This is a genomic window from Nocardia flavorosea NBRC 108225, from assembly GCF_001613385.1.
GTDB lineage: Bacteria > Actinomycetota > Actinomycetes > Mycobacteriales > Mycobacteriaceae > Nocardia > Nocardia flavorosea.
The window spans coordinates 319,983-345,267 of record NZ_BDCG01000013.1 but is presented as its reverse complement, the minus strand read 5'-3'; the positions used below and the strand labels follow the sequence as shown (position 1 = coordinate 345,267).

Annotated in this window: 29 protein-coding genes, 1 tRNA gene and 1 riboswitch; of the genes, 12 read left to right on the top strand and 18 right to left on the bottom strand. The window is 67.3% G+C overall.

What is annotated here, in order from left to right; genetic code table 11:
• Window positions 1–3: 3 nt before the first annotated feature.
• A complete protein-coding gene (locus tag NFL01S_RS17470) occupies window positions 4–252 on the bottom strand; it encodes a hypothetical protein (protein ID WP_033244772.1) in 249 nt (82 codons plus the stop codon).
• Between the two features lie 206 nt (window positions 253–458).
• On the opposite strand from NFL01S_RS17470, the gene NFL01S_RS17465 reads away from it, so the two are divergent.
• A tRNA-Asn gene (locus tag NFL01S_RS17465) sits at window positions 459–531 on the top strand.
• Window positions 532–966: 435 nt separating this feature from the next.
• On the opposite strand, the gene NFL01S_RS35540 is transcribed toward NFL01S_RS17465, so the two are convergent.
• Window positions 967–1,218 carry a hypothetical protein gene (locus tag NFL01S_RS35540; protein ID WP_157116613.1) on the bottom strand — a complete coding sequence of 84 codons (252 nt, stop codon included), beginning with the start codon at window positions 1,216–1,218 and terminating at the stop codon, window positions 967–969.
• Between NFL01S_RS35540 and NFL01S_RS37470 the strand changes: the two genes are divergently transcribed.
• The 3 genes from NFL01S_RS37470 (at window position 1,217) to NFL01S_RS17445 (ending at window position 3,671) form a co-directional block, all read left to right on the top strand.
• On the top strand, window positions 1,217–2,248 hold the full coding sequence (locus NFL01S_RS37470; RefSeq protein ID WP_245670741.1) for a TetR/AcrR family transcriptional regulator: 1,032 nt from the start codon (window positions 1,217–1,219) through the stop codon (window positions 2,246–2,248). The two genes, NFL01S_RS35540 and NFL01S_RS37470, sit on opposite strands and share 2 nt — an antisense overlap.
• 41 nt (window positions 2,249–2,289) lie before the next feature.
• Window positions 2,290–2,790 carry a nitroreductase family deazaflavin-dependent oxidoreductase gene (locus tag NFL01S_RS17450; protein ID WP_062976687.1) on the top strand — a complete coding sequence of 167 codons (501 nt, stop codon included), beginning with the start codon at window positions 2,290–2,292 and terminating at the stop codon, window positions 2,788–2,790.
• A 338-nt stretch (window positions 2,791–3,128) separates the two neighbouring features.
• Window positions 3,129–3,671, top strand: coding sequence for a TerD family protein (locus tag NFL01S_RS17445; RefSeq protein ID WP_245670740.1), 543 nt, complete (start codon window positions 3,129–3,131; stop codon window positions 3,669–3,671).
• A 17-nt stretch (window positions 3,672–3,688) separates the two neighbouring features.
• Here NFL01S_RS17445 and NFL01S_RS17440 read toward each other — a convergent pair whose 3' ends face one another.
• The 4 genes from NFL01S_RS17440 to NFL01S_RS17425 are packed head-to-tail and all read right to left on the bottom strand — an operon-like array spanning window position 3,689 to window position 7,816.
• Window positions 3,689–5,029, bottom strand: a complete 1,341-nt coding sequence (locus tag NFL01S_RS17440) for a bifunctional adenosylcobinamide kinase/adenosylcobinamide-phosphate guanylyltransferase (RefSeq protein WP_062976522.1) — start codon at window positions 5,027–5,029, stop codon at window positions 3,689–3,691.
• On the bottom strand, window positions 5,029–5,949 hold the full coding sequence (locus NFL01S_RS17435) for an ABC transporter ATP-binding protein (RefSeq protein WP_084492780.1): 921 nt from the start codon (window positions 5,947–5,949) through the stop codon (window positions 5,029–5,031). Before NFL01S_RS17435 ends, NFL01S_RS17440 begins: the two co-directional genes overlap by 1 nt.
• Window positions 5,946–6,974 (bottom strand): FecCD family ABC transporter permease, encoded by a 1,029-nt coding sequence (locus NFL01S_RS17430; RefSeq protein ID WP_062976520.1) that lies wholly within the window; start codon window positions 6,972–6,974, stop codon window positions 5,946–5,948. The genes NFL01S_RS17435 and NFL01S_RS17430 overlap by 4 nt, the downstream gene beginning before the upstream one ends.
• Window positions 6,971–7,816, bottom strand: a complete 846-nt coding sequence (locus NFL01S_RS17425; RefSeq protein ID WP_245670750.1) for an ABC transporter substrate-binding protein — start codon at window positions 7,814–7,816, stop codon at window positions 6,971–6,973. Before NFL01S_RS17425 ends, NFL01S_RS17430 begins: the two co-directional genes overlap by 4 nt.
• A 118-nt stretch (window positions 7,817–7,934) precedes the next feature.
• A riboswitch (cobalamin riboswitch) is annotated at window positions 7,935–8,082 on the bottom strand.
• 506 nt (window positions 8,083–8,588) lie between these two features.
• Between NFL01S_RS17425 and NFL01S_RS17420 the strand changes: the two genes are divergently transcribed.
• Complete coding sequence (locus tag NFL01S_RS17420; protein WP_062976515.1) at window positions 8,589–9,845, top strand: cytochrome P450 family protein; 1,257 nt, start codon at window positions 8,589–8,591, stop codon at window positions 9,843–9,845.
• 167 nt (window positions 9,846–10,012) lie between these two features.
• Here the strand turns inward: NFL01S_RS17420 and NFL01S_RS17415 are convergent, their stop codons facing one another.
• The gene (locus NFL01S_RS17415) at window positions 10,013–10,876 is read right to left on the bottom strand and encodes an SMP-30/gluconolactonase/LRE family protein (RefSeq protein WP_063915980.1); all 864 of its coding nucleotides are present in this window, start codon (window positions 10,874–10,876) and stop codon (window positions 10,013–10,015) included.
• 130 nt (window positions 10,877–11,006) lie between these two features.
• On the opposite strand from NFL01S_RS17415, the gene NFL01S_RS17410 reads away from it, so the two are divergent.
• Genes NFL01S_RS17410 through NFL01S_RS17380 form a run of 7 tightly spaced genes read left to right on the top strand, consistent with a single transcriptional unit; the run spans window position 11,007 to window position 17,884 of the window.
• On the top strand, window positions 11,007–12,194 hold the full coding sequence (locus NFL01S_RS17410) for a lipid-transfer protein (protein WP_062976512.1): 1,188 nt from the start codon (window positions 11,007–11,009) through the stop codon (window positions 12,192–12,194).
• 2 nt (window positions 12,195–12,196) lie between these two features.
• Window positions 12,197–12,652, top strand: a complete 456-nt coding sequence (locus NFL01S_RS17405) for a MaoC family dehydratase N-terminal domain-containing protein (RefSeq protein ID WP_062976510.1) — start codon at window positions 12,197–12,199, stop codon at window positions 12,650–12,652.
• The gene (locus NFL01S_RS17400) at window positions 12,649–13,074 is read left to right on the top strand and encodes a MaoC/PaaZ C-terminal domain-containing protein (protein WP_062976508.1); all 426 of its coding nucleotides are present in this window, start codon (window positions 12,649–12,651) and stop codon (window positions 13,072–13,074) included. Before NFL01S_RS17405 ends, NFL01S_RS17400 begins: the two co-directional genes overlap by 4 nt.
• Window positions 13,075–13,088: 14 nt before the next feature.
• A complete protein-coding gene (locus NFL01S_RS17395; RefSeq protein ID WP_062976506.1) occupies window positions 13,089–13,919 on the top strand; it encodes an SDR family NAD(P)-dependent oxidoreductase in 831 nt (276 codons plus the stop codon).
• A 29-nt stretch (window positions 13,920–13,948) separates the two neighbouring features.
• Window positions 13,949–15,094 (top strand): acyl-CoA dehydrogenase family protein, encoded by a 1,146-nt coding sequence (locus tag NFL01S_RS17390; protein ID WP_062976505.1) that lies wholly within the window; start codon window positions 13,949–13,951, stop codon window positions 15,092–15,094.
• A gap of 28 nt (window positions 15,095–15,122) precedes the next feature.
• On the top strand, window positions 15,123–16,670 hold the full coding sequence (locus tag NFL01S_RS17385; RefSeq protein ID WP_062976503.1) for an acyl-CoA synthetase: 1,548 nt from the start codon (window positions 15,123–15,125) through the stop codon (window positions 16,668–16,670).
• A 5-nt stretch (window positions 16,671–16,675) separates the two neighbouring features.
• Window positions 16,676–17,884 carry a TetR/AcrR family transcriptional regulator gene (locus tag NFL01S_RS17380; protein WP_062976500.1) on the top strand — a complete coding sequence of 403 codons (1,209 nt, stop codon included), beginning with the start codon at window positions 16,676–16,678 and terminating at the stop codon, window positions 17,882–17,884.
• A 106-nt stretch (window positions 17,885–17,990) separates the two neighbouring features.
• Here NFL01S_RS17380 and NFL01S_RS17375 read toward each other — a convergent pair whose 3' ends face one another.
• The 11 genes from NFL01S_RS17375 to NFL01S_RS17325 form a co-directional block, all read right to left on the bottom strand.
• Entirely contained in the window at window positions 17,991–18,509 is a 519-nt protein-coding gene (locus NFL01S_RS17375) for a DUF4232 domain-containing protein (RefSeq protein ID WP_062976498.1), read from the bottom strand.
• 386 nt (window positions 18,510–18,895) lie between these two features.
• Window positions 18,896–20,872, bottom strand: a complete 1,977-nt coding sequence (locus tag NFL01S_RS17370; RefSeq protein ID WP_062976496.1) for a neutral/alkaline ceramidase — start codon at window positions 20,870–20,872, stop codon at window positions 18,896–18,898.
• 122 nt (window positions 20,873–20,994) lie between these two features.
• Window positions 20,995–21,570 (bottom strand): Asp23/Gls24 family envelope stress response protein, encoded by a 576-nt coding sequence (locus NFL01S_RS17365; protein ID WP_062976494.1) that lies wholly within the window; start codon window positions 21,568–21,570, stop codon window positions 20,995–20,997.
• Window positions 21,571–21,662: 92 nt separating this feature from the next.
• Window positions 21,663–22,235, bottom strand: coding sequence for a DUF6286 domain-containing protein (locus NFL01S_RS17360; protein ID WP_062976492.1), 573 nt, complete (start codon window positions 22,233–22,235; stop codon window positions 21,663–21,665).
• Window positions 22,232–22,552: an Asp23/Gls24 family envelope stress response protein gene (locus NFL01S_RS17355; RefSeq protein WP_062976490.1), complete on the bottom strand. Its 321-nt coding sequence runs from the start codon at window positions 22,550–22,552 to the stop codon at window positions 22,232–22,234. The genes NFL01S_RS17360 and NFL01S_RS17355 overlap by 4 nt, the downstream gene beginning before the upstream one ends.
• A complete protein-coding gene (locus NFL01S_RS17350) occupies window positions 22,549–22,740 on the bottom strand; it encodes a hypothetical protein (RefSeq protein ID WP_062976488.1) in 192 nt (63 codons plus the stop codon). The genes NFL01S_RS17355 and NFL01S_RS17350 overlap by 4 nt, the downstream gene beginning before the upstream one ends.
• 31 nt (window positions 22,741–22,771) lie before the next feature.
• A complete protein-coding gene (locus NFL01S_RS17345; RefSeq protein ID WP_062976483.1) occupies window positions 22,772–23,260 on the bottom strand; it encodes an Asp23/Gls24 family envelope stress response protein in 489 nt (162 codons plus the stop codon).
• Window positions 23,261–23,326: 66 nt separating this feature from the next.
• Complete coding sequence (locus NFL01S_RS17340) at window positions 23,327–23,656, bottom strand: hypothetical protein (protein WP_062976481.1); 330 nt, start codon at window positions 23,654–23,656, stop codon at window positions 23,327–23,329.
• Window positions 23,656–24,024: an Asp23/Gls24 family envelope stress response protein gene (locus NFL01S_RS17335; RefSeq protein WP_062976479.1), complete on the bottom strand. Its 369-nt coding sequence runs from the start codon at window positions 24,022–24,024 to the stop codon at window positions 23,656–23,658. Before NFL01S_RS17335 ends, NFL01S_RS17340 begins: the two co-directional genes overlap by 1 nt.
• Window positions 24,021–24,629, bottom strand: a complete 609-nt coding sequence (locus tag NFL01S_RS17330; RefSeq protein ID WP_062976478.1) for an Asp23/Gls24 family envelope stress response protein — start codon at window positions 24,627–24,629, stop codon at window positions 24,021–24,023. The genes NFL01S_RS17335 and NFL01S_RS17330 overlap by 4 nt, the downstream gene beginning before the upstream one ends.
• A complete protein-coding gene (locus tag NFL01S_RS17325) occupies window positions 24,620–25,186 on the bottom strand; it encodes an RNA polymerase sigma factor (protein WP_062976685.1) in 567 nt (188 codons plus the stop codon). The genes NFL01S_RS17330 and NFL01S_RS17325 overlap by 10 nt, the downstream gene beginning before the upstream one ends.
• Between the last annotated feature and the right edge of the window lie 99 nt (window positions 25,187–25,285).

Here is a 25,285-nt window from a genome sequence, read left to right as displayed (position 1 = left end):
GCTCTAACGCCGCCGCAGCTGATCGTGCGGCACCATGACGGTGGTGCGCTCGTCCAGCGGCTCCATCGGCTCCAGTTTCGGCTGGGTGCTCAACTTCTCCGATAGCTTCTGCCGGCTCACGTTCACCAGCTTGCGGGTCACCGGGCTCCCTGCGACGGCCCGCGCACTGGCACTGATCTGCTCATAGCGCGCTCGCCCGGCCTTACTGCCCATTACATAACCGGCAGCGATACCGATGATCAACCGCAGCATTTGGGTCGAGCTCCTCCCAGTAGTCCGTGCCGCCCCATCCTGCCCGACCGCACCGACACCTGTCGATCCGACTCCACCACGGCCACGCCGCTCGCACCCACTATTTGCCCCGTCCGCCGAGCTCGACCCCGCGATTTGGGCCCGCGCCCACCGATACGCTAGAGTTTCACCTCGGTCAGCCCGGTACGGGCGAGACCGCCGAGCAATCCCCTATAGCTCAATTGGCAGAGCAGCCGACTGTTAATCGGCAGGTTACTGGTTCGAGTCCAGTTGGGGGAGCAGAAACAGCAGGTCCGTCCCGGTAGTTGGGGTTGACCTGCTTTTCTTCTTTGGCCGATCACCAAAAATGCACCAGAGTTTGCGCGTCTAACTTCCATTCAGTCGACCGATATGGCGACCATCTTCACGGGTTCGTGCCACCGGGGGTGGGTCTGCTGCCAGTCGATCCGAAACCTCTGACGGTCGAGGGCACGGTACCGAAATCCGGGTCAGGCCGGTGGGTGCAGTTGGCATGGGCTGGTGCCTGCGGGTCGACGAGCGGTGCCGGGCGCCGACGCGAAGCTCGACAGATCCTGCGCCCGCGTCCCGGGCAGATGACGCTGATATCCGGACCCGCCTTACGCTTTGGATTGTGCTCGCCGGCGCGAATTCGATGGCAGGCGCGCCCGAATCATGGCGAGGGCTGTCGGCGCGACCGCGCGACAGCGGGTTGCTTCACGCGGAATAGCCGCGCAACGCGTCGGTCGCATGAGTCAGTGCGTCCGTCGACGTGGTGACCACATCGAGGAGAACCGCCGGCGATTCGGCGTCGCGGCCTTCGAACTGCTCTTCCATCGCTCGCCCGAGGCCGGCCCCTTGTGGCTGCTGGTGATATTCGTCGGAATCCGATTCGGGGCGGGCTGGTACGAGAAACTCGGCGTGGTCCCGCTGTGGGCCGACGCGCCCGGGGCAGGTACTCGACGCCATGAACGAATCCGGCTTCCATCGGGCCGGCCGCGCGTTCTGGCCGTTCGTCTCTCCGGTAGTCGCGCCGTTGTCGCTGATCAACCTGTATCTGGCGTGGCGCACCCCTGTTGTCTTCCGGCGCTGGTGGCTGGCGTCGGCGGGCATCATGGCCGCCTACTCGCTGTCGACCTATGGCTATTTCGCTCCCCAAATGCTGATCTTCCAATCCGGGGGCGATAGCTGGACACCCGACCGGTGCTGCGAGGGTGGGGAGCTTCTGGATCGGAGTTCGGGGCGAGCTGGTCGACGGGCGCGGTGTATGAATCCCTGCCGCGTCGGGGGGCTGTCGAGCGTCATGGTGAGAGTGGGCAGGGCGCCCGCGTTGTATAGAAGTAAACATACGTTTACTATAGTGACCATGCGTTCACGCTTTGATGATCGCACCGCCCGAGCCAGGATCAGGGACGAGGCGTTGCGGCTGTTCGCCGGCCATGGCGCCGATGCGGTGACGGTCCGGGCGGTCGCGTCGGCTGCGGATGTTTCTCCGGCGCTGGTGATCCGGCACTATGGTGCGAAGGCCGGTCTGCGTGCTGCGGTGGACGAATACGTGGCAGACGTGTTCGAGTCCCTCCTTCAGCAGACGGTGCTCGCCGATGAGGTCGGTCCGTTCGCGCCCGGGGCGGTCCCGGCGCTGGCGGCGCAGATCATCGGTCGGCTACCACCCGATTCGCCGGTCCCCGCCTACCTCGGGCGCATGCTGCTGGAAGGCGGGCCCGCCGGTTCAGCGCTGTTCCGGCGCCTGTACACGGTCAGCCGCGACGTGCTGGCGGAAATGGCCGAGAAAGGGGTCGCCGACCCCGGCGGTGATCCGGCCGTTCGTGCCGCGTTTCTTCTGGTCAACGATCTCGCGGTGTTGATGCTACGTCCGCATATCGGCGCTGTTGTCGGTGTCGATCTTGCGACGGAGGAGGGAATGCGGCGCTGGGGTGTCGAGGTGTTGTCCATCTACCGGTCGGGGCTGGGAGGTGGTGCCGTAGAGGATGCCCGGTGAACGGCCCGATCCCGCCCACACCGCCCACGAGCGAGGTACTCATGTCTGTCTCAACGACTCTTCCGGCTCCGGTCGCCGACGCCCTCGTCGGTATAGCATCCCGAGCACTACGCATCCGATGGCTCATGCGCGCACCCGTGCGAATGTACCGGGCACGACTGGGCTTCCTGTTCGGTTCTCGCATGCTGATGCTCGAACACACCGGACGGAAAACCGGCGCCCGCCGCTACGTCATCCTCGAAGTCATCGACCACCCGGATCCGGATTCGTATGTGGTGGTGTCCGGTTTCGGTGCTCGCGCCCAGTGGTTCCGCAATGTACGGGCCGATCCCGGGGTCCGGGTCTGGATCGGAGGTCGGCGGCCTGCGGAGGCGTACGCGAGCTTGCTGAACCCCGACGAGTCAGCGGCTTCGCTGCACGCCTACGTCACCCGGCACCCCCGTACCTGGGCCACCATGAAACCGGCGATCGAGAGCACCCTTGGCGCGCCTACCGACGACCGTGGTACCGGGCTTCCGATGGTCCGCATCCGACTTACGTGAGGATAAGGGGACCAAGCGGCATATCGCCCACTGTGCGGACAGGTGCTCCCGGGCGCGGACATCGGCGCCGCCCCGGGCGCTCGTGACTTTTCGTTCGCTTTCGCGCAGCGGCCCGGCGCGATGGTCCTGCGTCTGGGGCCCCGGAGGCTGTCGCCGCCCACCGTGCCCTCACCGCACTGCCGTGGTTCGACGCGAACCCCGCGATCCCTGCGCTACAACGCTTGTCGGGGCCTAGCCGATATCGCACCGCTCGACAGCGCGCATAGAGTAGTGATTTCGAGTGAATCTTGTGCGGTCGGCGCCCCCGCGCGCGATTGCAGGAACGGAACGGGGACGCGGTGGATTTTCTGCCATTGATTACCGACAGCAGTGAGCGGATCGACTTCCTGATGATGGGACTCGGCTGGGATCCGGCGCGGCGCAGAGTCTTCCGGCATCGGGAGATCGATCTGAACGCGACGGCGCTGCTCTTCGGTGGGCAGCAACTGGTCGATGCGGTCTATCACGAGCAGCTGTCGTCCCGGGACGGCTCCGTGCGGCATTTGGGTGACAGCGTCACCGGTGACGGCAAGGGCGACAACGAGGTCATCTCGATCGATATCACCCGCGTTCCTGCCGTAGTCGACCGGATCATCCTGCTGGTCACCTGTTACACGGGCCAGACCCTCGCCGAAGTCGATAATCCGTTCTGCCGGTTGGTGGATGCCCGCAACGGGGTCGAACTGCTGCGGCACGACCTGAGCCCGTACACCACCAGCGGTTTCGTCCTGGCGGTGCTGGTTCGCGGCGAGCACGGGTGGCGGCTACGTGAGGTGGCGGACTCGATCAACGCCCAGCACCCGGTGGAGGCGGTGCCTCGGATGGGGGGATACCTGGCCTGATCGTGCCGGTTGTCCGGTCAGCGTAACCGCATCGGGATTCCCGCGACGACCAGGACGGCCGACTCCGACGCGGCGGCTATGCGAGAGTTGACCGTGCCCAAGAGGTCTCGGAACAATCGTCCCGAGGCAGAGGCCGGCACGACGCCGCTGCCTACTTCGTTGCTCACCGCGACCACCGGAACCTCGCAGGCCTGCCAGGCGGTGACGAGGTCCTCGATATCGGCGTGAACGGGCGCGAGATCGGCTCCGTCCCAGATCTTGTGGGCGTCGAGGCGCGCGGTCAGCCAGGTGCCGAGGCAGTCGACGAGTAGGGGCTGGGTCGAGGTGGTGAGTGCCGTGGCGACATCGTCGGTTTCCAGGGTGGTCCAGGAGGCGGGGCGGCGTTCGCGGTGCAGGGTGACGCGCCGGTCCCATTCGGCATCGCCGTCGCGGGTGCCGCCGGTGGCGACGTAGGTGACGGCCGGGTGTGCGGCGAGCAGGTCTTCGGCGTGCTGGGACTTGCCGGAGCGCACACCGCCGAGGACGAGGGTACGGTGGGCGGCCGGGCGGGGTGGTTCGCCCGCGTACAGTACTTCGCCGTCGCGGCCCGGCCGGGCGCCGTGGGTTCGCAATCGTCGCTCCAGTTCGTCGATCGGTGGATTGTGGTGGCCCAGATGCACGGCGACCACATCGGTCGCGGCGGTGACGGCCGCGGCGTCGCGCAGTCCGATGAGCAGATCGGCGAATTCGGGGAGGCCGAGGTGGTGGCCGGAAAGTTCGGAGCGGTCGCCGAAAGTCTCCTCCAGAAACACCGCGTCGTAGGCGGCGTCACGGACCGCGTCGAACCACGATGCCGGCCAAGGCCCGGTATCGCACGCCCACAGCAGGCGTGCACCGCCGGGGGCGGTGAGGTCATAGAGGACGGTGTCGCCGTCGTGGAAGACCCGGTGCCGGGCGGGCAGGACAGTGATCTCGTAGGCGCCGGCGAACAGGCGGTCCCCGGCTTGCACCGGGCGGAATCGCACCGGGTCGTCCGGGCCGACCCACGGGCGGCACGCGTCGAGTGCGGCGGTGGGGCCGATCACCTCGAGTTCGTGGCCGGTGTCGACCCAGGATCGGAACAGCAGGGCTTGCGGTCCGAGATGGTCGGGGTGGGCGTGGGTGAGCAGGATATGGCGGACCCCGGCGAGGGTGCGGCCGAGGCGCACAGCAGCGCGCGGGGCTTCGGGGCCGCAGTCGAGCAGTAGAACGTCGTCGACGAGAGCGGCGGTCTGACCGCGGATCTGTCCGCGCGCGGCGGCGTCGCGGCAGGATTCGCAGCGGCAGAAGGGGGACGGCCAGCCGTCGGCCGCGCCGGTGCCGAGCAGGACGATTTCCATCAGGGTGACTCCGTTTCCTCGGGCAGGGTTCCGTCCGGCAGCGACTCACCGGACGGAGGTCGACCCGACCACGACGCACCGGATCGAGTGTTTTCCCGCGCGGACGGCCCGAACGGTTTCCCGGTGGAAAAGTTCGCGTCGCGCAGGGGCAGGACCGCGCGGCCGTCGCGGCGGTCGAGCACTTCGACGCGTGCGCCGTAGACCTCGGCGATGCGCTGGGCGGTCAGTACCTCGGCGGGCGGGCCGTCGGCGACGATACGACCGTGGTTCAGCAGGATCAGGCGTTCGCCGTAGTGGGCGGCGGAGGTGAGATCGTGCATGGCGGCGACAACGGTCAGCCCTTCCTCCCGGCGCAGCGAGTCGACGAGGTCGAGCACCTGCTGTTGGTGCCCGATATCGAGCGCGCTGGTGGGTTCGTCGAGCAGCAGGACCTGGGGCTGCTGGGCGAGCGCGCGGGCCAGCACGACGCGCTGCAATTCGCCTCCGGACAAGTGGGTGGCCGATCGCGCCGTGAACTCTTCGAGTTCGAGGCGCGCCACAACCCGGTCCACGATCTCCCGGTCGTGCCGGGTCGCGCTGCCGAACCGGGCGATATGCGGGGTGCGGCCGAGGTGGATGAGTTCGCGCACCGTGACGCCTTCGGGGACCACGGGGCGTTGGGGCATCAACGCGACCGCGCGGGCCGTCGCGCGGCGCGACGACCGGCCCGGGCTCACGTCCGCCACCCGGATCTCGCCGGTGGCCGGCACCAGTCCGGCGAGGGCGTGCAGCAGTGTGGTCTTGCCGGAGCCGTTGGGGCCGACCAGCGACACCCACGCGCCCGCGGCGATCGACAGGTCCACCTCGTGCAGCACCTCGATGCCGCCGCGTTCGGCGCCGACGCCTGCGCAAGCCACGGCGGGCGGGTGATCCCCGGTCACGACACCCTCCGGCTTCGTCGCAGCACGAACAGGAAGAACGGCGCGCCGACAGCGGCCGTCACCACACCGATCGGCAGTTCGGCGGGGGACATGACGGTGCGGGCGAGTACATCGGCGAACACCAGGAATGCCGCACCCGTGACCAGCGACAGCGGCAGCAGCAGGCGGTGCCCGGGCCCGGCGAGCAGCCGCACGGCATGGGGCACCACGATGCCGACGAAGCCGATCAACCCGCTCGCCGAGACGACGGCGGCAGTGCCGAGCGTGGCGACGCAGACCAGCACCAGGCGCGCCCGCGCCGGAGCGATGCCCAGGCTCGCCGCCTCGATATCGCCGACCGCCATCACATCGAGGGTGCGCCGGTGCAGTGCGATAACCGCCACGCTCACGACCACATAGGGCAGTACGACGAGCACTTCGGACCAGCCATCGGTGGTCAGCCGTCCGAGCATCCAGGAATAGACCTGGCGCAGGGTGTCGTCGTCGAGCTGCATGAAGAAGGTCTGCACGGCATTGGCGAAGGCCGCTACCGCGACCCCGGCCAGGATGACCACCACTTCCGACCGGACTCCGCCGATCGTCCGGCCCAGGGTATAGGTCGCGGCGACGGCGAGCAGGCCACCGGCGAAGGCGGCGGCCGGAACGCCGGCGAATCCGGCCGCGCCGCCGACGACGAGGGCCAGCGTGGCCCCGAGCCCGGCGCCGCTGGAAACGCCGAGCAGGTAGGGGTCGGCGAGTGGATTGCGGAAAACGCCCTGGTAGGCGGCTCCGGCGATGGCGAGCATCGCGCCGACGAGGACACCGAGGACGGTGCGCGGCATCCGGATGTCCCAGAGGATCGCCTGCTGCCGCCGCGACAGACCGGATTCGACGTCCACGAACGGCAGCCGATCGGCCATATCGAGCAGCACGCCGTGTGCGGTGAGCCCCGACGGGCCGACGAGAATGCTCACCGAAACCGCGACCAGCAGCGCGAGCAGCGCGCCGGTCACCACCAGCGCGTGCCGCCGCGAGACGGCGATCAAGAGGTCGGGCGCCCGGCCGGAGTGCCGGCCGCCGCGATCGTGGCGATCTCGCGCACCAGCTCCACCACGCGCGGCCCCCACCGGCTCGCGATGTCCTCGTCCAGGACGTGCACATGACCGTCGCGGACGGCGGCGAGTTCGCCCCAGCCCGCGCGTCGCGCGACGGTCTCGGCGGTGACGCCGCAGCACTGTCCGTCGGCCAGGAAGATCACGTCGGGGTTCCGTTCGAGGATGTACTCCGGCGACAGCTGCGGATAGCCGTCGCCGCCGGTGGCGATGGAACGCAGGCCGAGCATGGCGTAGATCTCACCGAGGTAGGTGTCGTCGGTGACGGTGTAGTAGGTGTCGTCCAGCTCGTGGTAGTAGCGCAGCGGAGCAGCGCGAGCCGGCACCGTGGCGACGATCTGGTCGATATCGGTGCGCATATCGGCGACGAGTTCGGCCGCGTCGCCGATATGCCCGGTGGCGGCGCCGAGCTGTTCGATCTGGGTGTAGGTGTCGTCGAGGGTGCGTGCGGCGGGCAGGATCAGCGTTTCGACACCCGCACGCCGGAGTCCGGCGACCAGGTCGCCGGTATCGGCGTTCGCGACCACGAGCTCGGGGTCGTAGCCGAGGACGGCCTCGACGTTCGGGGTGTAGCCGGACAGATCGGTGCGGGGAGCCTCGGCCGGGTGATCGGAACGATCGTCGACCGCGACCACTTGCTCTCCCGCGCCGATCGCGAACAGCATTTCGGTGGCGGTGGGGCTCAGCGAGACGATCGCCCGGGGTTGTCCCTCCGCGCCGGTCCCACCGGTGGGCGATGCCGGATCGGAGCTGCCGCAGGCCGCGGTCAGCAGCATCAGTGCACCGAACCCGGCCGCGATCAGCCGGCGGCAGGCGCCGCCCCGGCGACCGCTGAGCTGCCGATGAGAAGTGAGTGGCACGACCATCCTCCGTCCCGCCCTTCGTCCGAGGACAAGTACGCCACCCGCGGCGCCGGCCGACCTGACTCACCCGGCACAGACGCCGAGCTCACAGTTGCGGGACAGTGCCGGATTCACACCGGCTTCACCGTGACGCCGCGGTACCCGGCCGGGTTCGGCAAGGCATTCGCAGCGTAGTTCACCTGGGAAACCGGCCCGGCGCGCCGGTCCTGGGCGCGATGGAAATCAGTGGGACCATCGGTCCTCGACCGTGGCGCGGCCTGGGGCCGGGAAGCGGGCCGGGCAGCACGGCGACCGCTCCGAGGGGCACCCACCGGCGGCGCGTGCCCCTCGGTGCAGCAGCCACAGTGCCTGCCACGCTGGTCGAACGGCGCCGGGAGCGCGGGGACTCGCTGCGAGCGAGCGGTCAGCTGATCGAGGTTTTCGCGGCGGGCGCGATGTGTTTTGGTTCTCGGGCAATGATATACCGAAGTACATTGAGTTACAGCACATTACATCTCCTATGTGAATGATCCGTTCGCTTGTGTCGCATCGACCGGTTAGGGTTGGGATCCGTCGGCAGGCAGCTGTCGCTGCCCCGGCGCCCGGGCGCGCGCATCGCTACCGGCCCGTCGAAGGGGGTGCGCAGCCGAGTACCTGCCACAGGACGCGCACCATCGACCGATCACCTCGACCGGAGCTGTAACCTTTGCCGAGCAAGCCGCACCCTCATACCGCCGAGGTCACCCCGGCCGTATCGAGTTCTCCATACGATCCGGACAGTATCCGTATCCCTCTCTACACCGAGGAATTCGCCGCCGACCCGCACCGTGCCTATCGTGAGATGCGCCGGGCTCACGGTGCGTTGGTGCCGGTGGATCTCGCTCCGGGTGTGCCGGCCACGCTGGTCGTCGGCTACGACGCTGCGCGCCGCATCCTCAACGATCCCGAACGTTTTCCGGCGGACCCGCGGATATGGCAACGCACTGTCGCACCCGACTGCCCGATACTGCCGATGCTGGAATGGCGTCCGTGTGCGATCCGCAGCGCGGGGCTCGAACATATGCGCTACCGGCAGGCGACAGTCGCTGCGGTTGCCGGGGTGGATATGTTCGCGCTACGTGCCACCGTGGAGCGGCTCGCCATCGCACAGGTGAACACGTTCTGTGCGGACGGAACCGCCGATCTTATCCAGCAGTACGCTTTCCCGCTGGCCTTTGCCGTGGTGAATGTGCTCTTCGGTTGCCCGCCCGAGATCGGGAGCCGGGTTGCGGAGAGTATGGCCAAGATCTTCGAAGGCGACGACGCGGACCAGGCGAACGCGATGCTCGGCCAGGCTTTGCTGGATCTGGTGACGCTCAGGCGCAATGAGCCCGGGAACGATATCACTACCCGGTTGATGGAGCATTCGGCCGCGCTCGACGACGACGAGATGATTCCGCAGCTGGTCAGCCTGTACGGGTCGGGTATCGAACCGCAGCAGAATCTGATCGTCAACACCATGCGGCTCATCCTCACCGACGACCGATTCGCCGGGAATGTGCTCGGTGGCAGTCAGTCGACCCGTGCCGCGCTGGACGAGGTGCTGTTCACCGACCCGCCACTGTCGAACTATTGCCTCTCCTACCCGCGGCATCCGGTTCTGATCGACGATATCTGGTTGCCGGCGCATCAACCGGTGGTGATCAGTATGGCCGGGTGCAACAATGACCCGGCGATCTCCGGCGCAGACCGGGTCGACAACAGTTCGCATCTGTCGTGGAGTATCGGCGTACATGCCTGCCCCGCTCGATCGGTGGCGTATCTGGTGGTGCAGGACGCCATCGACCAGTTGCTGGATGCTCTGCCGGAAATAGAGCTGGCCGTACCCGCGGACGAGTTGACCTGGCGTCCCGGCCCCTTTCATCGCGCGCTCACCCGCCTGCCCGTGCGCTTCCCGCCGTCGCCACCGTTACGGCTGCCCTGAAAATCTGTGCGTATTTCGCTGATTCGCCGGCATCGAGCATTGCTTCGTGTGCTCGCCAGGGGCGGCACGGTCGGCGGAATACCGTATGAGGGCCGCGGTTTCCGGCTTCCCACGGCCCGCCGCGTCTGCCCCGGCTGTCGGGCGGCCGGGGCAGACGCGGTTCCGTTTCAGCTCATCCGCGGCACGTCCACCGTGACCGATTCGATTCGCGCGGTTCCTTCGAAATTGTTCGACATCCGTTCCAGATCCGTATCGGCGGAGCAGAGATAAAGGGTGCACCCGTCCGGTCCACCGAGGGCGCAGGACACTACGAAATGGCCGGCCGTCGCGGTCGAGACGATATCGGTGACGGTCCCGTCGGGGGTGATGCGCCGGACTTCGCTGCTGAACGGGCAGGTCACCCAGATGGCACCCGCAGCGTCCACGCACAGGCCGTCGAGGGCATCGGTTTCGAGTTTGTCGAACTGTTTGAAGATCTGCTGATTCGACAGGCTGCCGTCGGCGGCCACGTCGAACGTGGTGAGCCGGAAGGTGAACGTTTCGGCGACATAGAGCGTTTTTCCGTCCGGGCTCAGGCTCACCCCGTTCGGGCAGATCAGCCCCTGGCCCGCAGTGTGGACGGTGCCGTCCGGTTCGACGACGACCATCGTCGAAGGCTGCGCGTCGGCGCCGTTGAACAGGTCGTAACCGATCTGGGTGATATAGGCGCGGCCCTGGGAATCGACCCACATATCGTTGGCGCCGGTGGCCACACCTGCGAGGTCTGCGACTACGTCGGTGCCGCCGTCCGCGGTGATCTTGCGCAACTTGTTGTCGGCCTGGGTCACCACCAGTGGAACACCGTCCGGGGTGAAGCCGAGGCCCGACGGTTTCGCATCGACAGTCGCCGCGACGGCCACTTCGCCGTCGGCATTCATGGTGTGCACCGTGCCCAGGGGGATATCGGAGAACCAGAGTCGGTCGGCATACCAGCGCGCTCCCTCGAGGTACTGGAAACCATCACGGACCACGGTGGCTGTTCTGGCGGTCATATCGTCGATCCCTTCGCGTTGTCGCGGGGCTTCACTGCCGGCACCCCTGTACATGTAAGTGAATCATCACTAGACTGATGCTGCAACCGATTCCAGGTTGTTAATCCAGGCGGTGAAATGAGGAAGGCTCATGGACCGAAAAGCGCGTGTGGCCGGTGTGGGGCTGGAGCCCTTTGCTACGCCCAGTAAAAGCCGTACTTATGACGAATTGGGCAAAGGTGCGATAGTCTCCGCCCTTGCGGACGCCAGCGTCGAGTTCGACGATATCGAGCAGATCTACGCCGGTTATGTGTATGGTGACTCGACATCTGGTCAGAATGTTGCCTACCGGGTGGGAATGACCGGAGTGCCGGTCGTCAATGTGAACAACAACTGTTCGACCGGCTCGTCGGCACTGTGGCTCGCCCGGCAGTCCGTCGAGAGCGGCGCCGCGGAATGTGTGCTCGCCGTCGGGTTCGAACAGATGCAGCGCGGTGCCCTTACCGCTGAATGGGATGATCGCCCGACCCCGTTCGACCGGTTCATGACGGTCGCCCGCGAGGTCGCGCCCGCGGCGGACAACGTGCCGATGGCCGCGCAGTTGTTCGGCGGCGCCGGCACGGCATACGCGGAGCGGTACGGCATTTCCACCGAGACATACGCCCGCATCGCAGTGAAAGCGCGGCAACATGCGGCACACAATCCGCACGCGGTGTTCCGCGAACCGCTCACCGTTGCGGAAGTGCTGGCATCCCCGCATATCTTCGGCCCGCTCACCCGTCTGCAATGCTGTCCGCCGACCTGCGGCGCCGCGGCGGCGGTGGTGTGCAGCCCGGAATTCGCCCGCCGCCGCGGGATCCCGGCGGTGGTCGAGATAGCCGCCCAGGCCATGACCACCGATCGGCCGAGCAGCTTCGATACCGCCGACCTGATGAAACTGGTCGGCTACGACATGACCGTCGCCGCCGCGCAACAGGTCTACGAGGCCGCGGGGATCGGCCCGGAGGAGATTCCGGTGGTGGAACTGCACGACTGCTTCACCACCAACGAACTGCTCAGCTACGAGGCGCTGGGACTCACCCCGGAGGGAACGGCAGAGAAGTTCGTGGCCGACGAGCAGAACACCTTCGGTGGCCGGGTGGTCACCAACCCTTCGGGCGGGCTGCTGTCGAAAGGGCATCCGCTCGGTGCCACCGGACTCGCACAATGCGCGGAACTCACCTGGCAGCTCCGCGGACAGGCCGGAAACCGGCAGGTCCCCGGCGCGACCCTCGCACTACAGCACAACCTGGGACTCGGTGGTGCGTGCGTGGTTTCGCTATATCGGAAAGTCGATTGACCATGGCGATCGACCCTGCCGTCATAGGCACAGTCCTGCCCGGAACCGACCTGCTCATCGACCGGAGCCGGTTGCGCCTGTTCGCGAAGGCCACCGGCGCCACCGACCCGGTCTACACCGATATCGCCGCGGCGCGAGCGGCCGGGTATCCGGATCTACCGGTGCCGCCGACATTTCTGTGCGCCCTGCACAATGAACAACCGGACCCGCTGTCCTGGATCGCCGAACTCGGGGTCGACCTGAGCCGGGTGCTGCACGGTGAGCAGTCCTTCGAGTACAAGTCCATGGCCTTTGCGGGCCAATACCTGACCGCCCGCAGCCGCATCACCGACGTGTACCAGAAGAAGGGCGGGGCACTGGAATTCCTCACCCGGGCGACCACGGTGACCGGGCCGGACGGCCGGACCGTCGCCGAGCTCACCGATATCGCGATCATCCGGCACGAGGAGCAGCGATGAACCGCAGCGTACGAGTCGGCGACGCCCTGCCGCCTGTCCGGTCTGCCCCGGTCACACGTACCACGCTGGCACTGTTCGCGGGTGCCTCCGGTGACCACAATCCGATCCATATCGATATCGACGCGGCGCACGCCGCCGGGATGGCCGATGTCTTCGGACACGGCATGCTGACGATGGCGCATGCGGCCCAGCTGCTCACCGGCTGGATTCCGCAGCAGTATCTGCGCCGGTTCGCGGTGCGGTTCTCCGCGATCACGCCGGTGCACGCCGAACCGCTGTGCACGGGGCGGGTCACCGCCCTGGACACCGTGGATGGCGAACAGCGCGCGACTGTCGAACTCACCGTAACCCTCGCCGACGGCACCACGACTCTTGCCGGGCAGGCCGTCGTGGCGCTGCCCGATGACGATCCCTCCAACTGAAAGACGAGTATCCGATGGGAAATCTGGCCGACAAGGTAGCAATCGTCTCGGGCTCGGGCCGCGGTATCGGCCGGTCGATCGCGCAGAAGCTCGCGGCCGAAGGCGCGTCCGTGGTCGTCAACGATCTCGATGCGGAACCCGCGGCCGAAACCGTCGCCGCGATCCGGGCCGCCGGAGGGCAGGCGGTCGCGTGCCCGGGCAATGTCACCGACGAGGATTTCGCGCAACGTTTCGTCGGCACCGCGGTGGAGTCCTTCGGCGGTCTCGACATAGTCGTCAACAACGCCGGCTACACCTGGGATTCGGTCGTCCAGAAGATGTCCGACGAGCAGTGGGACGCCATCCTCGACGTCCATCTCAAGGCGCCGTTCCGGATTCTGCGGGCGGCGCAGCCGGTGATCTCGGCGGCGGTGAAGGCGGCGCGCGCGGCCGGTGCGCCCGTGCCGTGCCGCAAGGTGGTCAACATTTCGTCGATCGCCGGTCTCGGTGGTAACGCCGGGCAGTCGAACTATGCCGCGGCGAAGGCCGGGATCACCGGTCTGAGCAAAACCCTCGCGAAGGAGTGGGGACGCTACAACGTCACCGTCAATACGGTGGCGTTCGGCCTGATACTCACCAGGCTCACCGAAACACCGGCGGGCGGCGACGGCGCGATCAATGTCGAGGGCCGCGAGATCCGGGTGGGCGTCAATCCAGAACTGCTGTCCACTCTGGAACAGGGCATCCCGCTCGGACGTGCCGGAACTCCGGACGAGGCGGCCGGTGCCGTGTATCTGCTGTGCTCACCCGAATCTGACTACATCAGCGGGCAAACCCTGGTCTGTGGCGGCGGGTTCCTGTCCTGAGCCGGCGAGTACGAACTACTGGAGGGAATATGAGCACTCATCGCTCGCCGTGGATGACCGAGGATCTCGACGCGCTACGGGAACTGGCCCGCTCCTTCTGTGAAAAGGAGATCGCGCCGCACCAAGCGCGCTGGCGCAACCAGCAGCATATCGACCGGGAAGTGTGGACGAAAGCCGGTGCTTTGGGCCTGCTGTGCCTGTCGGTACCTGAGGAATACGGTGGCGGTGGCGGAACCTACGCCCACGAGGCGGTGCTGCTGGAGGAGCAGGGCCGGGTCGGGGATACCGCGTGGGGGATAGGCGTACACAGTGTCGTCGTCGCGCATTATCTGCTCGCCTACGGTACCGAGGACCAGAAGCAGAGATGGCTACCGCTGATGGCCACCGGCGCGGCCGTCGGTGCGATCGCCATGACCGAGCCGGGAGCCGGCTCGGACCTGCAGGGTATCCGCACCCGCGCGGTCCGTGACGGTGCGGAATATGTGGTCGACGGTGCGAAAACTTTCATCACGAACGCGACGCACGCCGACTTCGTCATCGTAGTCGCCCGAACGGACCCGGATGCGGGCTCACGCGGTATCTCACTGATCCTGGTCGAAACCGATCGCGCAGGCTTCCGGCGTGGCCGGATCCTGGACAAGATCGGGCAGCGGGGGCAGGACGCCTCGGAACTGTTCCTCGACGGCGTACGGGTTCCGGCGGCAAACCTGCTCGGCGGAGTCGAAGGCCGCGGTTTCGGCCACCTGATGGGCCAGCTGCCGAAAGAACGTCTCACAATAGCGGTCACCGCGGCAGTCGCGATCGAAACCGCCTTGGATCTCACCGTGCTGTACACCAAAGACCGCAGTGCATTCGGGCAGCGGGTGTTCGATTTCCAGCATAGTCGCTTCACGTTGGCCGAAGCCGCCACCGAGGCCCGGATCGTGCGCTGTTTCGTCGACGACTGCCTGCTCCGGTTACTACGCGGGGAACTCGACGGGGCGACCGCCGCCATGGCCAAGTGGTGGACCACCGAGCGGGCGATGCACATCATCGATCGCTGTCTGCAATTGCACGGCGGGTACGGCTATATGGCCGAGTATCCGATCTCGCACCTATGGGTCGATCAGCGAGTACAGCAGATCTACGGCGGCACCAATCAAATCATGAAAGAAATCATCTCCCGATCCCTCTAGACCGCGGCATACACACAGGAGTTCGCCGATGTACCTGACCCAGCTTCTGCACCAGGCTTTGCAAACCGACCCCGGCCGAGTGTTCACCATCGACGGCGAACGGACGCGGACGGTCGCCGAATCCGTCGACAGGATCGCCCGCCTGGCCGGCGGCCTCGCCGGACTCGGCGTCGTATCCGGCGACCGGGTCGCCATGTTGGGCCTCAATTCCGACCGCTACGCCGAATACATTTTCGGTGTCGCCTGGGCCGACTCGGTGATCACGCCGATCAACAACCGGTGGAGCGATACCGAAATCGCCTACGCGCTGGACGAATCGGAAACCCGTGTGCTCCTGGTCGACGGCGCCTTCAGCAGCCGGGTGGACGGTATCCGGGAGCGGTACCGCGGGCTGGATCACATCGTGTACTGCGGAGACGACACCTGCCCGGAAACGATGGTCGGCTACGAGCAGCTGATCGCCGATTCCTCGCCCGCCGTGGATGCCCGCCGGGGCGGCCAGGATCTGCTCGGGCTCTTCTACACCGGCGGAACCACGGGAGCCCCGAAGGGAGTGATGCTCAGCCACAACAGTGTGCTGGTCAACGCGCTCGGTTGTTTCACCACCGGCGATTGGTTGACCCAGCACGGCCGGATGCTCCATGTGGCCCCCATGTTCCATCTTGCGGACCTGTTCCTTCTCATCAGTGGATCCCTGGCCGGCCACAGCCACATCATGCTGCCGGGATTCACGCCCAGCGGGGTTGCGGCTGCGATCGAGCAGCACCGGATAACCGATATCCTGCTGGTTCCCACCATGCTCCAGCAGATGGTCGATCACCCCGATATCGCCGCCTTCGACCTGTCGTCGGTCCGGCATGTCCTCTACGGCACATCGCCGATCTCGGAAACCCTGCTCGAGCGCACCAGAGGGCTGATTCCGCAGGCCGCCCTGGCGCAGGCGTACGGGATGACCGAACTCGCCCCGGTGGCGACCATCCTGCGAGCCGAAGACCACAGTGACCCGTCGTTGCGCCGTTCTGCGGGCCGGCCCGCGCCACATGCCGAGGTGCGTATCGTCGACGAGGACGACGCCGAGGTGCCACGGGGCGTGGTGGGGGAGATCGTGGCGCGTGGCGATCATGTGATGCTCGGCTACTGGCAGCGGCCCGAGGATACGGAGCTCGCGCTACGGGGCGGCTGGATGCATACCGGCGATGCGGGTTATATGGACGAACACGGGTATGTCTTCGTGGTCGATCGGCTCAAGGACATGATCGTCAGCGGTGGCGAGAACGTGTACTCCGCGGAGGTGGAAAATGTGCTCGGCAGGCATCCGGCGGTCGCTTCCTGCGCGGTGATCGCGGTGCCCGACCAGCGGTGGGGGGAGCGGGTACACGCTGTCGTCGTTCGCAGGCCCGGACAGCAGGTGACGGCAGACGAGCTCGAGAAGTTCTGCCGCGAACACATCGCCGCCTACAAAGTGCCCCGCAGTGTGGATTTTGTAGCGGCCCTGCCGCTTTCGGGTGCCGGAAAGATACTGAAGCGCGAACTGCGCAAGGCCTACTGGTCCGAGAACAGCCGGCAAGTAGGTTGATACGGATGACCACTGGATCGGTACCCGATGCCCCGCCCCGCGGGACCCGGCCCCGCAACCGCCGGGATCTCATCATCGCGGCGGCGGTCGATCTGTTCCACCGGTACGGATACGAGCAGGTCTCGATGGGGGAGGTCGCGAAGGCGGTCAATGTCAGCCCGTCCGCGCTGTACCGGCATTTCGCGGGGAAACCCGAACTGCTCATCGCGGCCGTCGTCAGCGAGATGACACCGTTCCGGCAGATCTTTGCCTCGGTGCTGACCGCATCGCCACGCATCGGCCCGGATGAACTCGCGCAACAGGTCGCCGGCGTCGCCGCCCAGGTGAGCAGATTGGGGACGTTGTGGCGGCAGGAAGCGCGCAGTCTGCCCGCCGACTCCTACGCGGTGCTGCGGTCGGAGATCCGATCAACACTCGACCAGTTCACTGCCCTGATCCGCGCACAGCGGCCGGAACTGTCCGAGCCCGACGCCCTGCTCCTGGCCGAGAGCACCTGTTCGGCGCTGTGCGCGACCTCTCATCGCAGCCGGGATTTGTCGCGGAGCGAATTCGAGCAGGTTCTGTGCGATATCGCCGCCGCCATACTGAACGCCGAACCGGTGGCCGCCGGTGCACCGACCGGCCGATCCGCCGGATATCTGCCGGTCACTCGCCGGGAACGGCTGCTCGCCGCTGCCGCCGCGCTCTTCGCCGAACGCGGGTACCTCTCGGTCAGCATGGAGGAGATCGGTTCGCGGGCCGGTATCACCGGGCCCACCGTCTACTACCATTTCGGTTCCAAGCAGGAGTTACTGGCCGCCGCGCTGGAACGTGGCACCGAATGGTTGTGGCGCGACCTCTACCGGGCGCTGGACGGAACCGCCGAATCTGTGCGTGGTGCCAAGGCACTCGAAACCTATGTGGCATTCATTGCCCATTACAGCGACTACGCGGCGATCCTCGGCACCGAGACCCGGCATCTCGAGGCATCGAGCCGCGACCGGCTCCAGCAGAGCCACCGGGATTTCGTGGGCGAGTGGATCGAACTGATCTGCGTCCAGAATCCCACTGTCGGCGCGGCCGAGGCGAAGATCCGGCTCGAAGCCGTGCTCACCTTCGCCAGCGATATCTCCCGTACGCAGTACCTGTGCCACCGCCCAGGGGTATTCGAAACCATCGAGCGGATCGGGCGAGTGGTTCTGTTCCCGGAGCGGCCGGTCGTGGCGATCGGGTGAGTGTCCCCCCGGCCCGGGGTCTGTCAGGGTACGTCCGTAACCGTGATCGGCGGAGAAGCAAGGAACCACCGCAGCGATCGTGTCGCCGTGGTGGTCCGAGCGGGATTCAGCTTGCGGGTTGGAGCGGGCCGATGTAGGTGCCCGGGTGGGTGGCGCCGTCCTGACGCTGCACGCTCACACCTGCCGGCCACGGTGTTTCGATCGGGGTGGTGGTGTCCGGCGGGGTGATGACGAGTGTGGCCGGGATCCAGCCGTCCGGGCCGTCCGGCAAGTAGGTGAGCACACTGCTCACTGCGGAACCCGGCTCCACCACCACCGGTGCGAAATCCACATCCTGGCGGGGTAGTTCGTATACCGGGCCGAAGGTGGGGTCCTCCGGGCCCACCAGATCGGCCCCCGGGAATCCCTGTACCGCGCAGGCCTGCGCGGAGGTATTGGACAGCACGACCTCCATCCGGGCCTGGCCCGGGGAGTCGGACGGCCGCTCGCGGGTGCTCAGGTCCAGTGTTTCCGCGGTGCACAGCACCGGCGCGGCTGTGCCGGTCGCCGCCGGGATCATCGTCGCCGCCAGGGCTGCCATCGCGGCGCCGGCCGATCCGGCGACCCGCCATTTCGTCGAAGTCATAGTTCCTTTCGGTTCACGAGGCATCACCGGTCCATTCGAACAGATATCGCCCGGCGGTGTGGGCCGGAGCCCGGCTAGAGCGGTGGCGGGGCCTGATTGCTTGCGGTGCACTTTCCCGGTTTCCGTCCGGCCCGGTCCGGTCCGGTCCGGATACTGCTCAAAGGTGCTGCACGCCGGGCAGGCTCCCGTGCCGGCCCCCGGGCGGGGGAGGTCCTTCTGCGGCTGGGTGCCACCACGGTGAATCCGGTCGACTGCAAACTCCGGGCGGGCTGGTGCGCGTCTATGCCGACCGTGCCTTGCCCCTGGACGAGGTACGGGAGAATCGTCGCCTGAGCGAATCCGGGCGGGGTCCGAGGCAAGCTCGTACTCACGCTGTGGCAGGACGGTCAGGCGCCGTGATCCTCGTCGTGGACCCGGAACTCGGGTGAGGTTCCGCTGATGGGGGCCGGGTCGCCGCCCGGCTTCACGGCGTCACCGAAATACCGGATCCGGTAGCTGCCGGACTCCGCGTCGCCGGGGATATGCCAGCCGATGGTGATGCGGGAACTCTGGGCCGGTCCCGCGGTCCATTCGAAGGTGGTTTCCCAGTCGCCGTCGTCGGCGATCGTGCGCCACCGCGCACCGTCGAAGCGCTGCACCATGAGATAGGTACTGCCGCGGTGCAGGTCGTGGTTGGGGTGTGCGCCGGCGAATTCGACGCTCACCCGTTCCCCGGTTCGGTACTCCGGCTCCGGCTCCGTGAGTACATCGCCGAAGTTCTGTCCCACCGGCGGGAAATCCGGTGGCGGATCGGTTTTCGCGGATTGCCACAGCTCCGACAGGTCGGGGGCCGCGGGTGTGGCGGGCAGGGTGCTCTCGTCGTGCAAGGCGGTCGCGAGCTGCGCCGCGATCTGCTGCAGGGCCGGTAACTGCCACCGGCCGAACAGGGTGCTCGCACCCTCGTAACGCTGTGCGGTGTACTCCTCGGGGGTCGTGACGTAGTGGAAATAGGCGTTGCTGTATCCGGCGATCAGTACATTGGCCAGTTCTACGCCGAGGACGGCCGCTACCGTGCGCCGTAACCGCAGCCCCGCGGCGATCGTCACTTCACCCGGAATGCCGAGCAGATACAGCTCCGCGATACGGAACAGTTGTACCGGGACGATCTCCTGGACGTACGGTGTGGACCGGTTGAGCAATCCGCCCGGCGCGACAATCGACTTGGGCGCCTGCACCTCCCGCAGGCCGGGGGCGAACAGGTACGTCATCCGCGACAGGAAATCCCAGCCCGGATTGCGGCCTTCGCGGAATGTTTTCCACTGCGTCGGCCCGTCGTATTCCGCACCGGCGAAGGCGGCCGCGCCCCCGGCCGGTCGGCCGGTGCGGTGCTCGCAACCGTCGCCGGTGAACTCCTCGGACACCGTCACCGCGGACAGATCGACATGCAGGAAGCGGTAATCGATACCGCCGGCCATCCGCGGCATATAACCCGCGGCGAGCTTCGCCGCGGCCTCGTATTGGCGCAGGCCGAGGAGCCGGGTGTTCTCGCGTTCGTCGCCGGTGGGTCCGTGCCCGGGTGTGCCGTCCAGGTTGGGTGACATATCGCCGCTGTTGGTCTGCGCGAAGGCCGCGACGAAATCGGGATCCGGATCGACCAGGTAGTTCACGCCCTCGACCACGCGCTCCCAGTGGTACGCCGCGTATCCCTTGTTGTCGCCGCTGATCAACGTGTTCCGGTTGGTCATCGACGTGCCGTGGGTGGCGAACCAGTTGACCGCGCCCACCGGTTCACCGTCGCGGTCTACGCGCAGCAGGGTCGTCTGGGGGTCGACGGCTTCCGGGAAGAAATCCTTGTCCTCGTCCGGATTCAGGTCGAACGCCGCCCGCGAGCGATTGACGCTGGCCTCGTGCAACTCGCTGTGGATCAGGCGCAGGGTGGCCGGGGCGATATCGTCGTGCGCCCGCTCGACCGCTTGGACGATACCGTCGACGATCGCCGCGAAGGTCCGGGGCCGGAACCCGTCCGGGCGGTTGTACAGCCGGTGATGCGAATAGCCACCGGGGCCGCAGTGGGTGTGGGTCGCGGTGATCATCACGTTGGACTCGGTGTAGGTGTCGCCGAATCGCTGTGCCAGGCGGCGCAGCACCTCCTGGGTGATGCTGGAGAAGATCAGCGGCAGCTCGGCCACGACCAGCAGCACCCGCTGTTCGACGATCGGATCCACGAAGACGAAAGCGCGGGCGCGTAGCCGCAAGTGTATCCCGGTGGTTTTCTGATCTGCCTTGCCGTAGCCGAGCATGCCGGCTTCGGCCGGTTCACCGGTGATGTCGGCAATGGCACGTCCGACCAGATGGCGGTCGGTCGAATATTTCGTTTCCGGCATCGACCTCAACTTCTGCCCTGTGGGGAATCGGTCCGCCGCGGCGGTCCGGTTTCATTGCACAGACAAACTAGCAAGGACGACACCGGTATTGCCTTGCGCGGCCGACGGGTTCGCCGCGACGGTCACCGCAACGGGGCGCGCTGCCCGGCGTCGGCGAAACCCAATTCCAGCCGTATCGGCAGTTCGCCCACCTCGAGGGCTCGGCGCAGTCGTGCTACTGCTTCATCGTGGATCCGGCCGCGCAGCCGAGCGATATCGGCGCCGGGCTCGGCGGTGACCGCCAGATGGAGCTCGGGGGACGTGCGGGGGCCCGCCAGCCACGCGTGCGCTGTGTGTACCTCACTGTAGGACTCGATATCGGCGGCCACCGCGGTTGCCGCAGTACGTGACGACAACACCGTCCGTCCGGCAGACCCGTCGGCTTCCATCCGCCACGGCACCGGTCTCGGCATCCGGAACAGCTGCGCCACCAGCCAGCGCAGGCAGAGCAGGCCCAGCACCGTGGCGCCCGTGATCACGAGCCAGAACACCCAGTCCGGTGGGGCCGCGGTCCCCGGAACCAGAGGTGTGTCCGGGTCCACCCAGCCCGGCCATCCGGAGTAGGCGGCGAAGGCGAACGCGCCGGCGGCCAGCAGCGCGATCCCGAGTAACGCGAGCAGTATGCGATTCAGTCGCGCCGGGCGATTCGCATATGTCATCCGGACTCTCCCATTCAGGATCTGTTGTCGACGCTCACGGTCCTACGGTTCCGGTGTCACGTGCTCGGTCGCTTGTGGTGACAACGGGCTGTTCACGAGGCCGGTGTGGCGAGCGCGGTGGCCCGCCGGCCGCCGGATACCTTCTCGGGGCCTTTCACTCGCACCTGCACACGCCCTACCGGCCGGCCGAGTTCCTGGACCCGGTTGCTCAGGACGGTACAGACCTCGTCCGCGATCTCCGTATGCCCACGGTGGAGGTCGGTATCGACGACGGCTCGGACCGCACCGCGCCGGAGGGTGATCCGCGCCGAGTTCACTCCGTCCACTGTTTTCGCGTCGCCGCGCAGCAGTGCCCGAAGCTCACCGGTGGGTACCCCGGTGTCCATCCCGTCATCGGCGTGCAACGGCAGCACCCGGGGCCGGCCGGGCAGTATCGCCGTCACCAGCAGCACCGCGCCCGCGACGAGCAGCACGGCAGCGGCAACCGAGACCGGCCACTCGCCCCAGCCGGTCGCGTGCAGCTCGCGCGCGACAGTGTCGTAGGAGAGATATTCGGGCGCACCGGCCCAGCGTTGCGCCAGCGAAACGATGACCGCGACGCATACGGCGATCAGTACCAGCGCGACCAGGACGGCGGGTAGCGTGCGCCGCGATCTACGGATCACTGCACTCTCCCGGCCGGTGCCGCCGTGGCGGCCAGTTCGGTCACCACGATATCGACCCGGGAGACATCGAGCCCGGTCAATTCCTGGGTGCGCCGCAGCAGATGATCACGGCAGATATCGGTGACCCGGCCCACCGGCTCCGGATAGCGCACCGGAAGCCGGATTTGGAGGGCGGTCCGATCCCCGGAGATATCGGCGTCGGCCTGCACCGTCCCGGCGACTCCGGGGACCTCCCGGGCGGCCTGCGCGGCGATCCGGCGGACGGCCCGGTTGCTGACCGTGGTCACCCCGGGGAGGTCGGTGCTCACCGCGGTCACCGCCGGCTCCTGTTCTGCTGTCCCGATCGCAGCACCGCGCCCAGGTCGAGTTCACCGTCGAGCCACCGGCCGGCCAGCAGCCCGACGGCCGCGAACACCAGCACGATCAGGAACGCACCGAAACCGCCGAAGGCGGCGGCGAAACCGAGCGCGAGACCGACCGCCAGACCTATCGATGTGGCATTCACCGTGTGCTCCTCTCCGCTGCGGCGGCCCGGCTCATTGCACCCGGCCGGTCTCGGTGTCGGGCTCGTCGTCGTCACCGGGGATGAAAACGTCGTTGACGTTGATATTCACCTCGACGACCTCGAGTCCGGTCATCTGTTCGATCGCGGTGATCACATTGCGCCGCACCAGCCGGGCGACCTCGGCGATCGCCACCCCGTACTCGACCACGATTTGCAGATCGACTGCCGCCTGGGTTTCGCCCACTTCCACCGAGACGCCTTGACCGGTGCTGGCCGAGGCGCCGGGGATCCGTTCCCGCAACGCGCCGAGCGCCCGGGCGGTGCCGCCGCCGAGATCGTGCACACCGCGGACCTCGCGCGCCGCCAGCCCGGCCACCTTTTCCACGACGATATCGGCGATGGTGGTGGTGCCCTGGTCGGTTACCAGCGGGTTGGGTTTACGTGCCGTTGTTCCGGGCGCCTTGTCGGCGCCGCGGCCACCGGTGTTGTTGCCGGTCTTCTCATCGGTCGGAGCGGTCATCTTTTTCCTCCTGGTCTCCTCGGAATTCACGGGCTTCGTTTGTTCGACACCGGAACCGGGCGGATGTCACGCTCCGGCGCCGAGTTGATCGGCTCCTTCCCCGGCGACCGCTGCCGTATCGAGTTCGGTGACCACGAGCCGTAGCTCGGCAGGTTCCCATCGGGTGCCGGTCAGCACCGCGCGGATGGCTTCCCCGGCCCGTTTCAGCAGTGGCGGCAGCGGCAGGGCTGCGGATACGAGGCGTATCTCGATCACCTCCGCGCCGAGATCGACGGCGTATTTCCGGGTGTCCCAAGGCCAGGACTCCTTATCGCCTATGAGGGGCGCGGCCGGCCGGAGGCCGGGCGCACTCTCCAGCGCGCCGAGGATACGGTCGATGATCTGCTCGTCGGCCATCACAGCTCCGGTTCGATATCGAGGATGTGCACGTGGACCGCGTCCACCGGTTGTCCGGTCTGCTCGTCCACTTCGCGGGCCACGTCTTCCTGCACCGCGCGGCCGACCTCGGCGGCCGGTCCCTTCGACCGGACGGCGATATCGACGTGCACGATCAGGCCCGCGCCGGTAAACCGCACGCGCACCCCTTCGGTGGGCGCGGGATCGGCATCGGTCCATCGCTGCCTGCCCGCGCGAGTGAGTACGGCCAGTAGGCCGCGCACTCCCGGCTCCAGTCGTGCGACACCCGGCGTGCCGGTGGCGGCGCGGGCGGCAATCGCGGCGATCACCGGGGGCGCGACGACCATCGAGATCTTGCCGCCGGTCATTTCGGCCCCTCCGATCCGTCCGGTCCGGCCGCGGGGGGCGGCTCGTAGAGATCACCCACGTGGATGTCGAGTCTGCGCAATGTCGTGCCGATACGGTCGGGTAGCGCCGCGGCGACGCGGGCGCGCACATCCGGTAACACCTCGTTCAGCGTGACGGGACCGAACGGCACGGCGATCGTCAACTCCACATCCACCGGCCCCGGGCTGCCGGACTCGGCCCGGGCCTGCCGTACCCGGCAATTCCGTGCCCGGACCCCGGGCACGGAATCGGCCGCATACCGCACGATCACCGCTATCGCCTGCTCGCTCACCTCGATCCCGCCGGTGTGCGGAGTCGGTAGCTCCAGCATCCGACCCCGCCGCGCGTCGGCGCGTACCGCCGACATGATGCGTCCGAGCAGGTCCGGTGGGGGTTGTTCGGGTTCGTCGATCAGCTCCCTGGTCGCCGCCCGCAGTGCCAGCAGGCTTTCCCGGGCGGCCCGGCAGTGCGGGCAGGTAGCTTCGTGCGCGTCGGCGTCCCCCTCGTCGAGGTGCTGCCACACCTGTTCCAGATCCCGCCCGCACGGCAGGAGATGATTGCGTTCGGTTGTTTCGTTCACCGCCATGGCGTCATCACCTCGGACAGTTGGGCGCGTGCCCGCGCGATACGTCCACGGACTGCGGTGCTGCTCACTCCGATGATCGACGCGATCTCGTCGTAGGCGAGTCCGTCCAGTTCCCGCAGCAACCAGCACGCGCGTTGTTCGGGCGTCAGTTCCTGTAGCGCCGCGTTCAGGGCGGCGAGTTGCGTGCTCACCTGTACCGCGTGCTCGGGCTGGGTATCCGTACGCGCCGATTCGGTGGATTCGGGGTCGAGTTCGGCGTGTGGCCGCCGGGTGCGGATCACGTTCAGGCAGCGATTGGTCGTCATCCGGTACATCCAGCCGACGAACGCGCCGTCGTCGGTGAGCTGATTCAAGCGCCGCCATGCCTTGAGGAAAACCTCCTGGACCACGTCTTCGGCCTCGCCACGATCGGCCAGCATCTTCGACGCCAGGCGGAACATCCGGGCCTGGTAGCGCACCACCAAGACCTCGTAGGCGCGGACGTCGCCCTCGCGGGCCCGGCTCACCAGGGTGGCGTCGTCGGGACCTGCCTCCGGTGCCGATTCGATCGTGGTCATCTCACCTCCTCCACCGCTCATGGGTAGGACACCGCGGCCGGGAGATCGTCACGCCGATTGCCGGAGAACTGTCGTGGCGTGGCCGGGAACAGGCCGAGC

Bases quoted from the DNA above. Each gene is read 5' to 3' on its own strand.
- NFL01S_RS17470 (WP_033244772.1), bottom strand. From the start codon at position 252: ATGCTGCGGTTGATCATCGGTATCGCTGCCGGTTATGTAATGGGCAGT.
- NFL01S_RS37470 (WP_245670741.1), top strand. From the start codon at position 1,217: ATGAACGAATCCGGCTTCCATCGGGCCGGCCGCGCGTTCTGGCCGTTC.
- NFL01S_RS35540 (WP_157116613.1), bottom strand. From the start codon at position 1,218: ATGGCGTCGAGTACCTGCCCCGGGCGCGTCGGCCCACAGCGGGACCAC.
- NFL01S_RS17450 (WP_062976687.1), top strand. From the start codon at position 2,290: ATGTCTGTCTCAACGACTCTTCCGGCTCCGGTCGCCGACGCCCTCGTC.
- NFL01S_RS17440 (WP_062976522.1), bottom strand. From the start codon at position 5,029: ATGGAAATCGTCCTGCTCGGCACCGGCGCGGCCGACGGCTGGCCGTCC.
- NFL01S_RS17425 (WP_245670750.1), bottom strand. From the start codon at position 7,816: ATGCTGCTGACCGCGGCCTGCGGCAGCTCCGATCCGGCATCGCCCACC.
- NFL01S_RS17415 (WP_063915980.1), bottom strand. From the start codon at position 10,876: ATGACCGCCAGAACAGCCACCGTGGTCCGTGATGGTTTCCAGTACCTC.
- NFL01S_RS17410 (WP_062976512.1), top strand. From the start codon at position 11,007: ATGGACCGAAAAGCGCGTGTGGCCGGTGTGGGGCTGGAGCCCTTTGCT.
- NFL01S_RS17405 (WP_062976510.1), top strand. From the start codon at position 12,197: ATGGCGATCGACCCTGCCGTCATAGGCACAGTCCTGCCCGGAACCGAC.
- NFL01S_RS17400 (WP_062976508.1), top strand. From the start codon at position 12,649: ATGAACCGCAGCGTACGAGTCGGCGACGCCCTGCCGCCTGTCCGGTCT.
- NFL01S_RS17395 (WP_062976506.1), top strand. From the start codon at position 13,089: ATGGGAAATCTGGCCGACAAGGTAGCAATCGTCTCGGGCTCGGGCCGC.
- NFL01S_RS17390 (WP_062976505.1), top strand. From the start codon at position 13,949: ATGAGCACTCATCGCTCGCCGTGGATGACCGAGGATCTCGACGCGCTA.
- NFL01S_RS17385 (WP_062976503.1), top strand. From the start codon at position 15,123: ATGTACCTGACCCAGCTTCTGCACCAGGCTTTGCAAACCGACCCCGGC.
- NFL01S_RS17380 (WP_062976500.1), top strand. From the start codon at position 16,676: ATGACCACTGGATCGGTACCCGATGCCCCGCCCCGCGGGACCCGGCCC.
- NFL01S_RS17375 (WP_062976498.1), bottom strand. From the start codon at position 18,509: ATGACTTCGACGAAATGGCGGGTCGCCGGATCGGCCGGCGCCGCGATG.
- NFL01S_RS17370 (WP_062976496.1), bottom strand. From the start codon at position 20,872: ATGCCGGAAACGAAATATTCGACCGACCGCCATCTGGTCGGACGTGCC.
- NFL01S_RS17365 (WP_062976494.1), bottom strand. From the start codon at position 21,570: ATGACATATGCGAATCGCCCGGCGCGACTGAATCGCATACTGCTCGCG.
- NFL01S_RS17345 (WP_062976483.1), bottom strand. From the start codon at position 23,260: ATGACCGCTCCGACCGATGAGAAGACCGGCAACAACACCGGTGGCCGC.
- NFL01S_RS17340 (WP_062976481.1), bottom strand. From the start codon at position 23,656: ATGGCCGACGAGCAGATCATCGACCGTATCCTCGGCGCGCTGGAGAGT.
- NFL01S_RS17335 (WP_062976479.1), bottom strand. From the start codon at position 24,024: ATGACCGGCGGCAAGATCTCGATGGTCGTCGCGCCCCCGGTGATCGCC.
- NFL01S_RS17330 (WP_062976478.1), bottom strand. From the start codon at position 24,629: ATGGCGGTGAACGAAACAACCGAACGCAATCATCTCCTGCCGTGCGGG.
- NFL01S_RS17325 (WP_062976685.1), bottom strand. From the start codon at position 25,186: ATGACCACGATCGAATCGGCACCGGAGGCAGGTCCCGACGACGCCACC.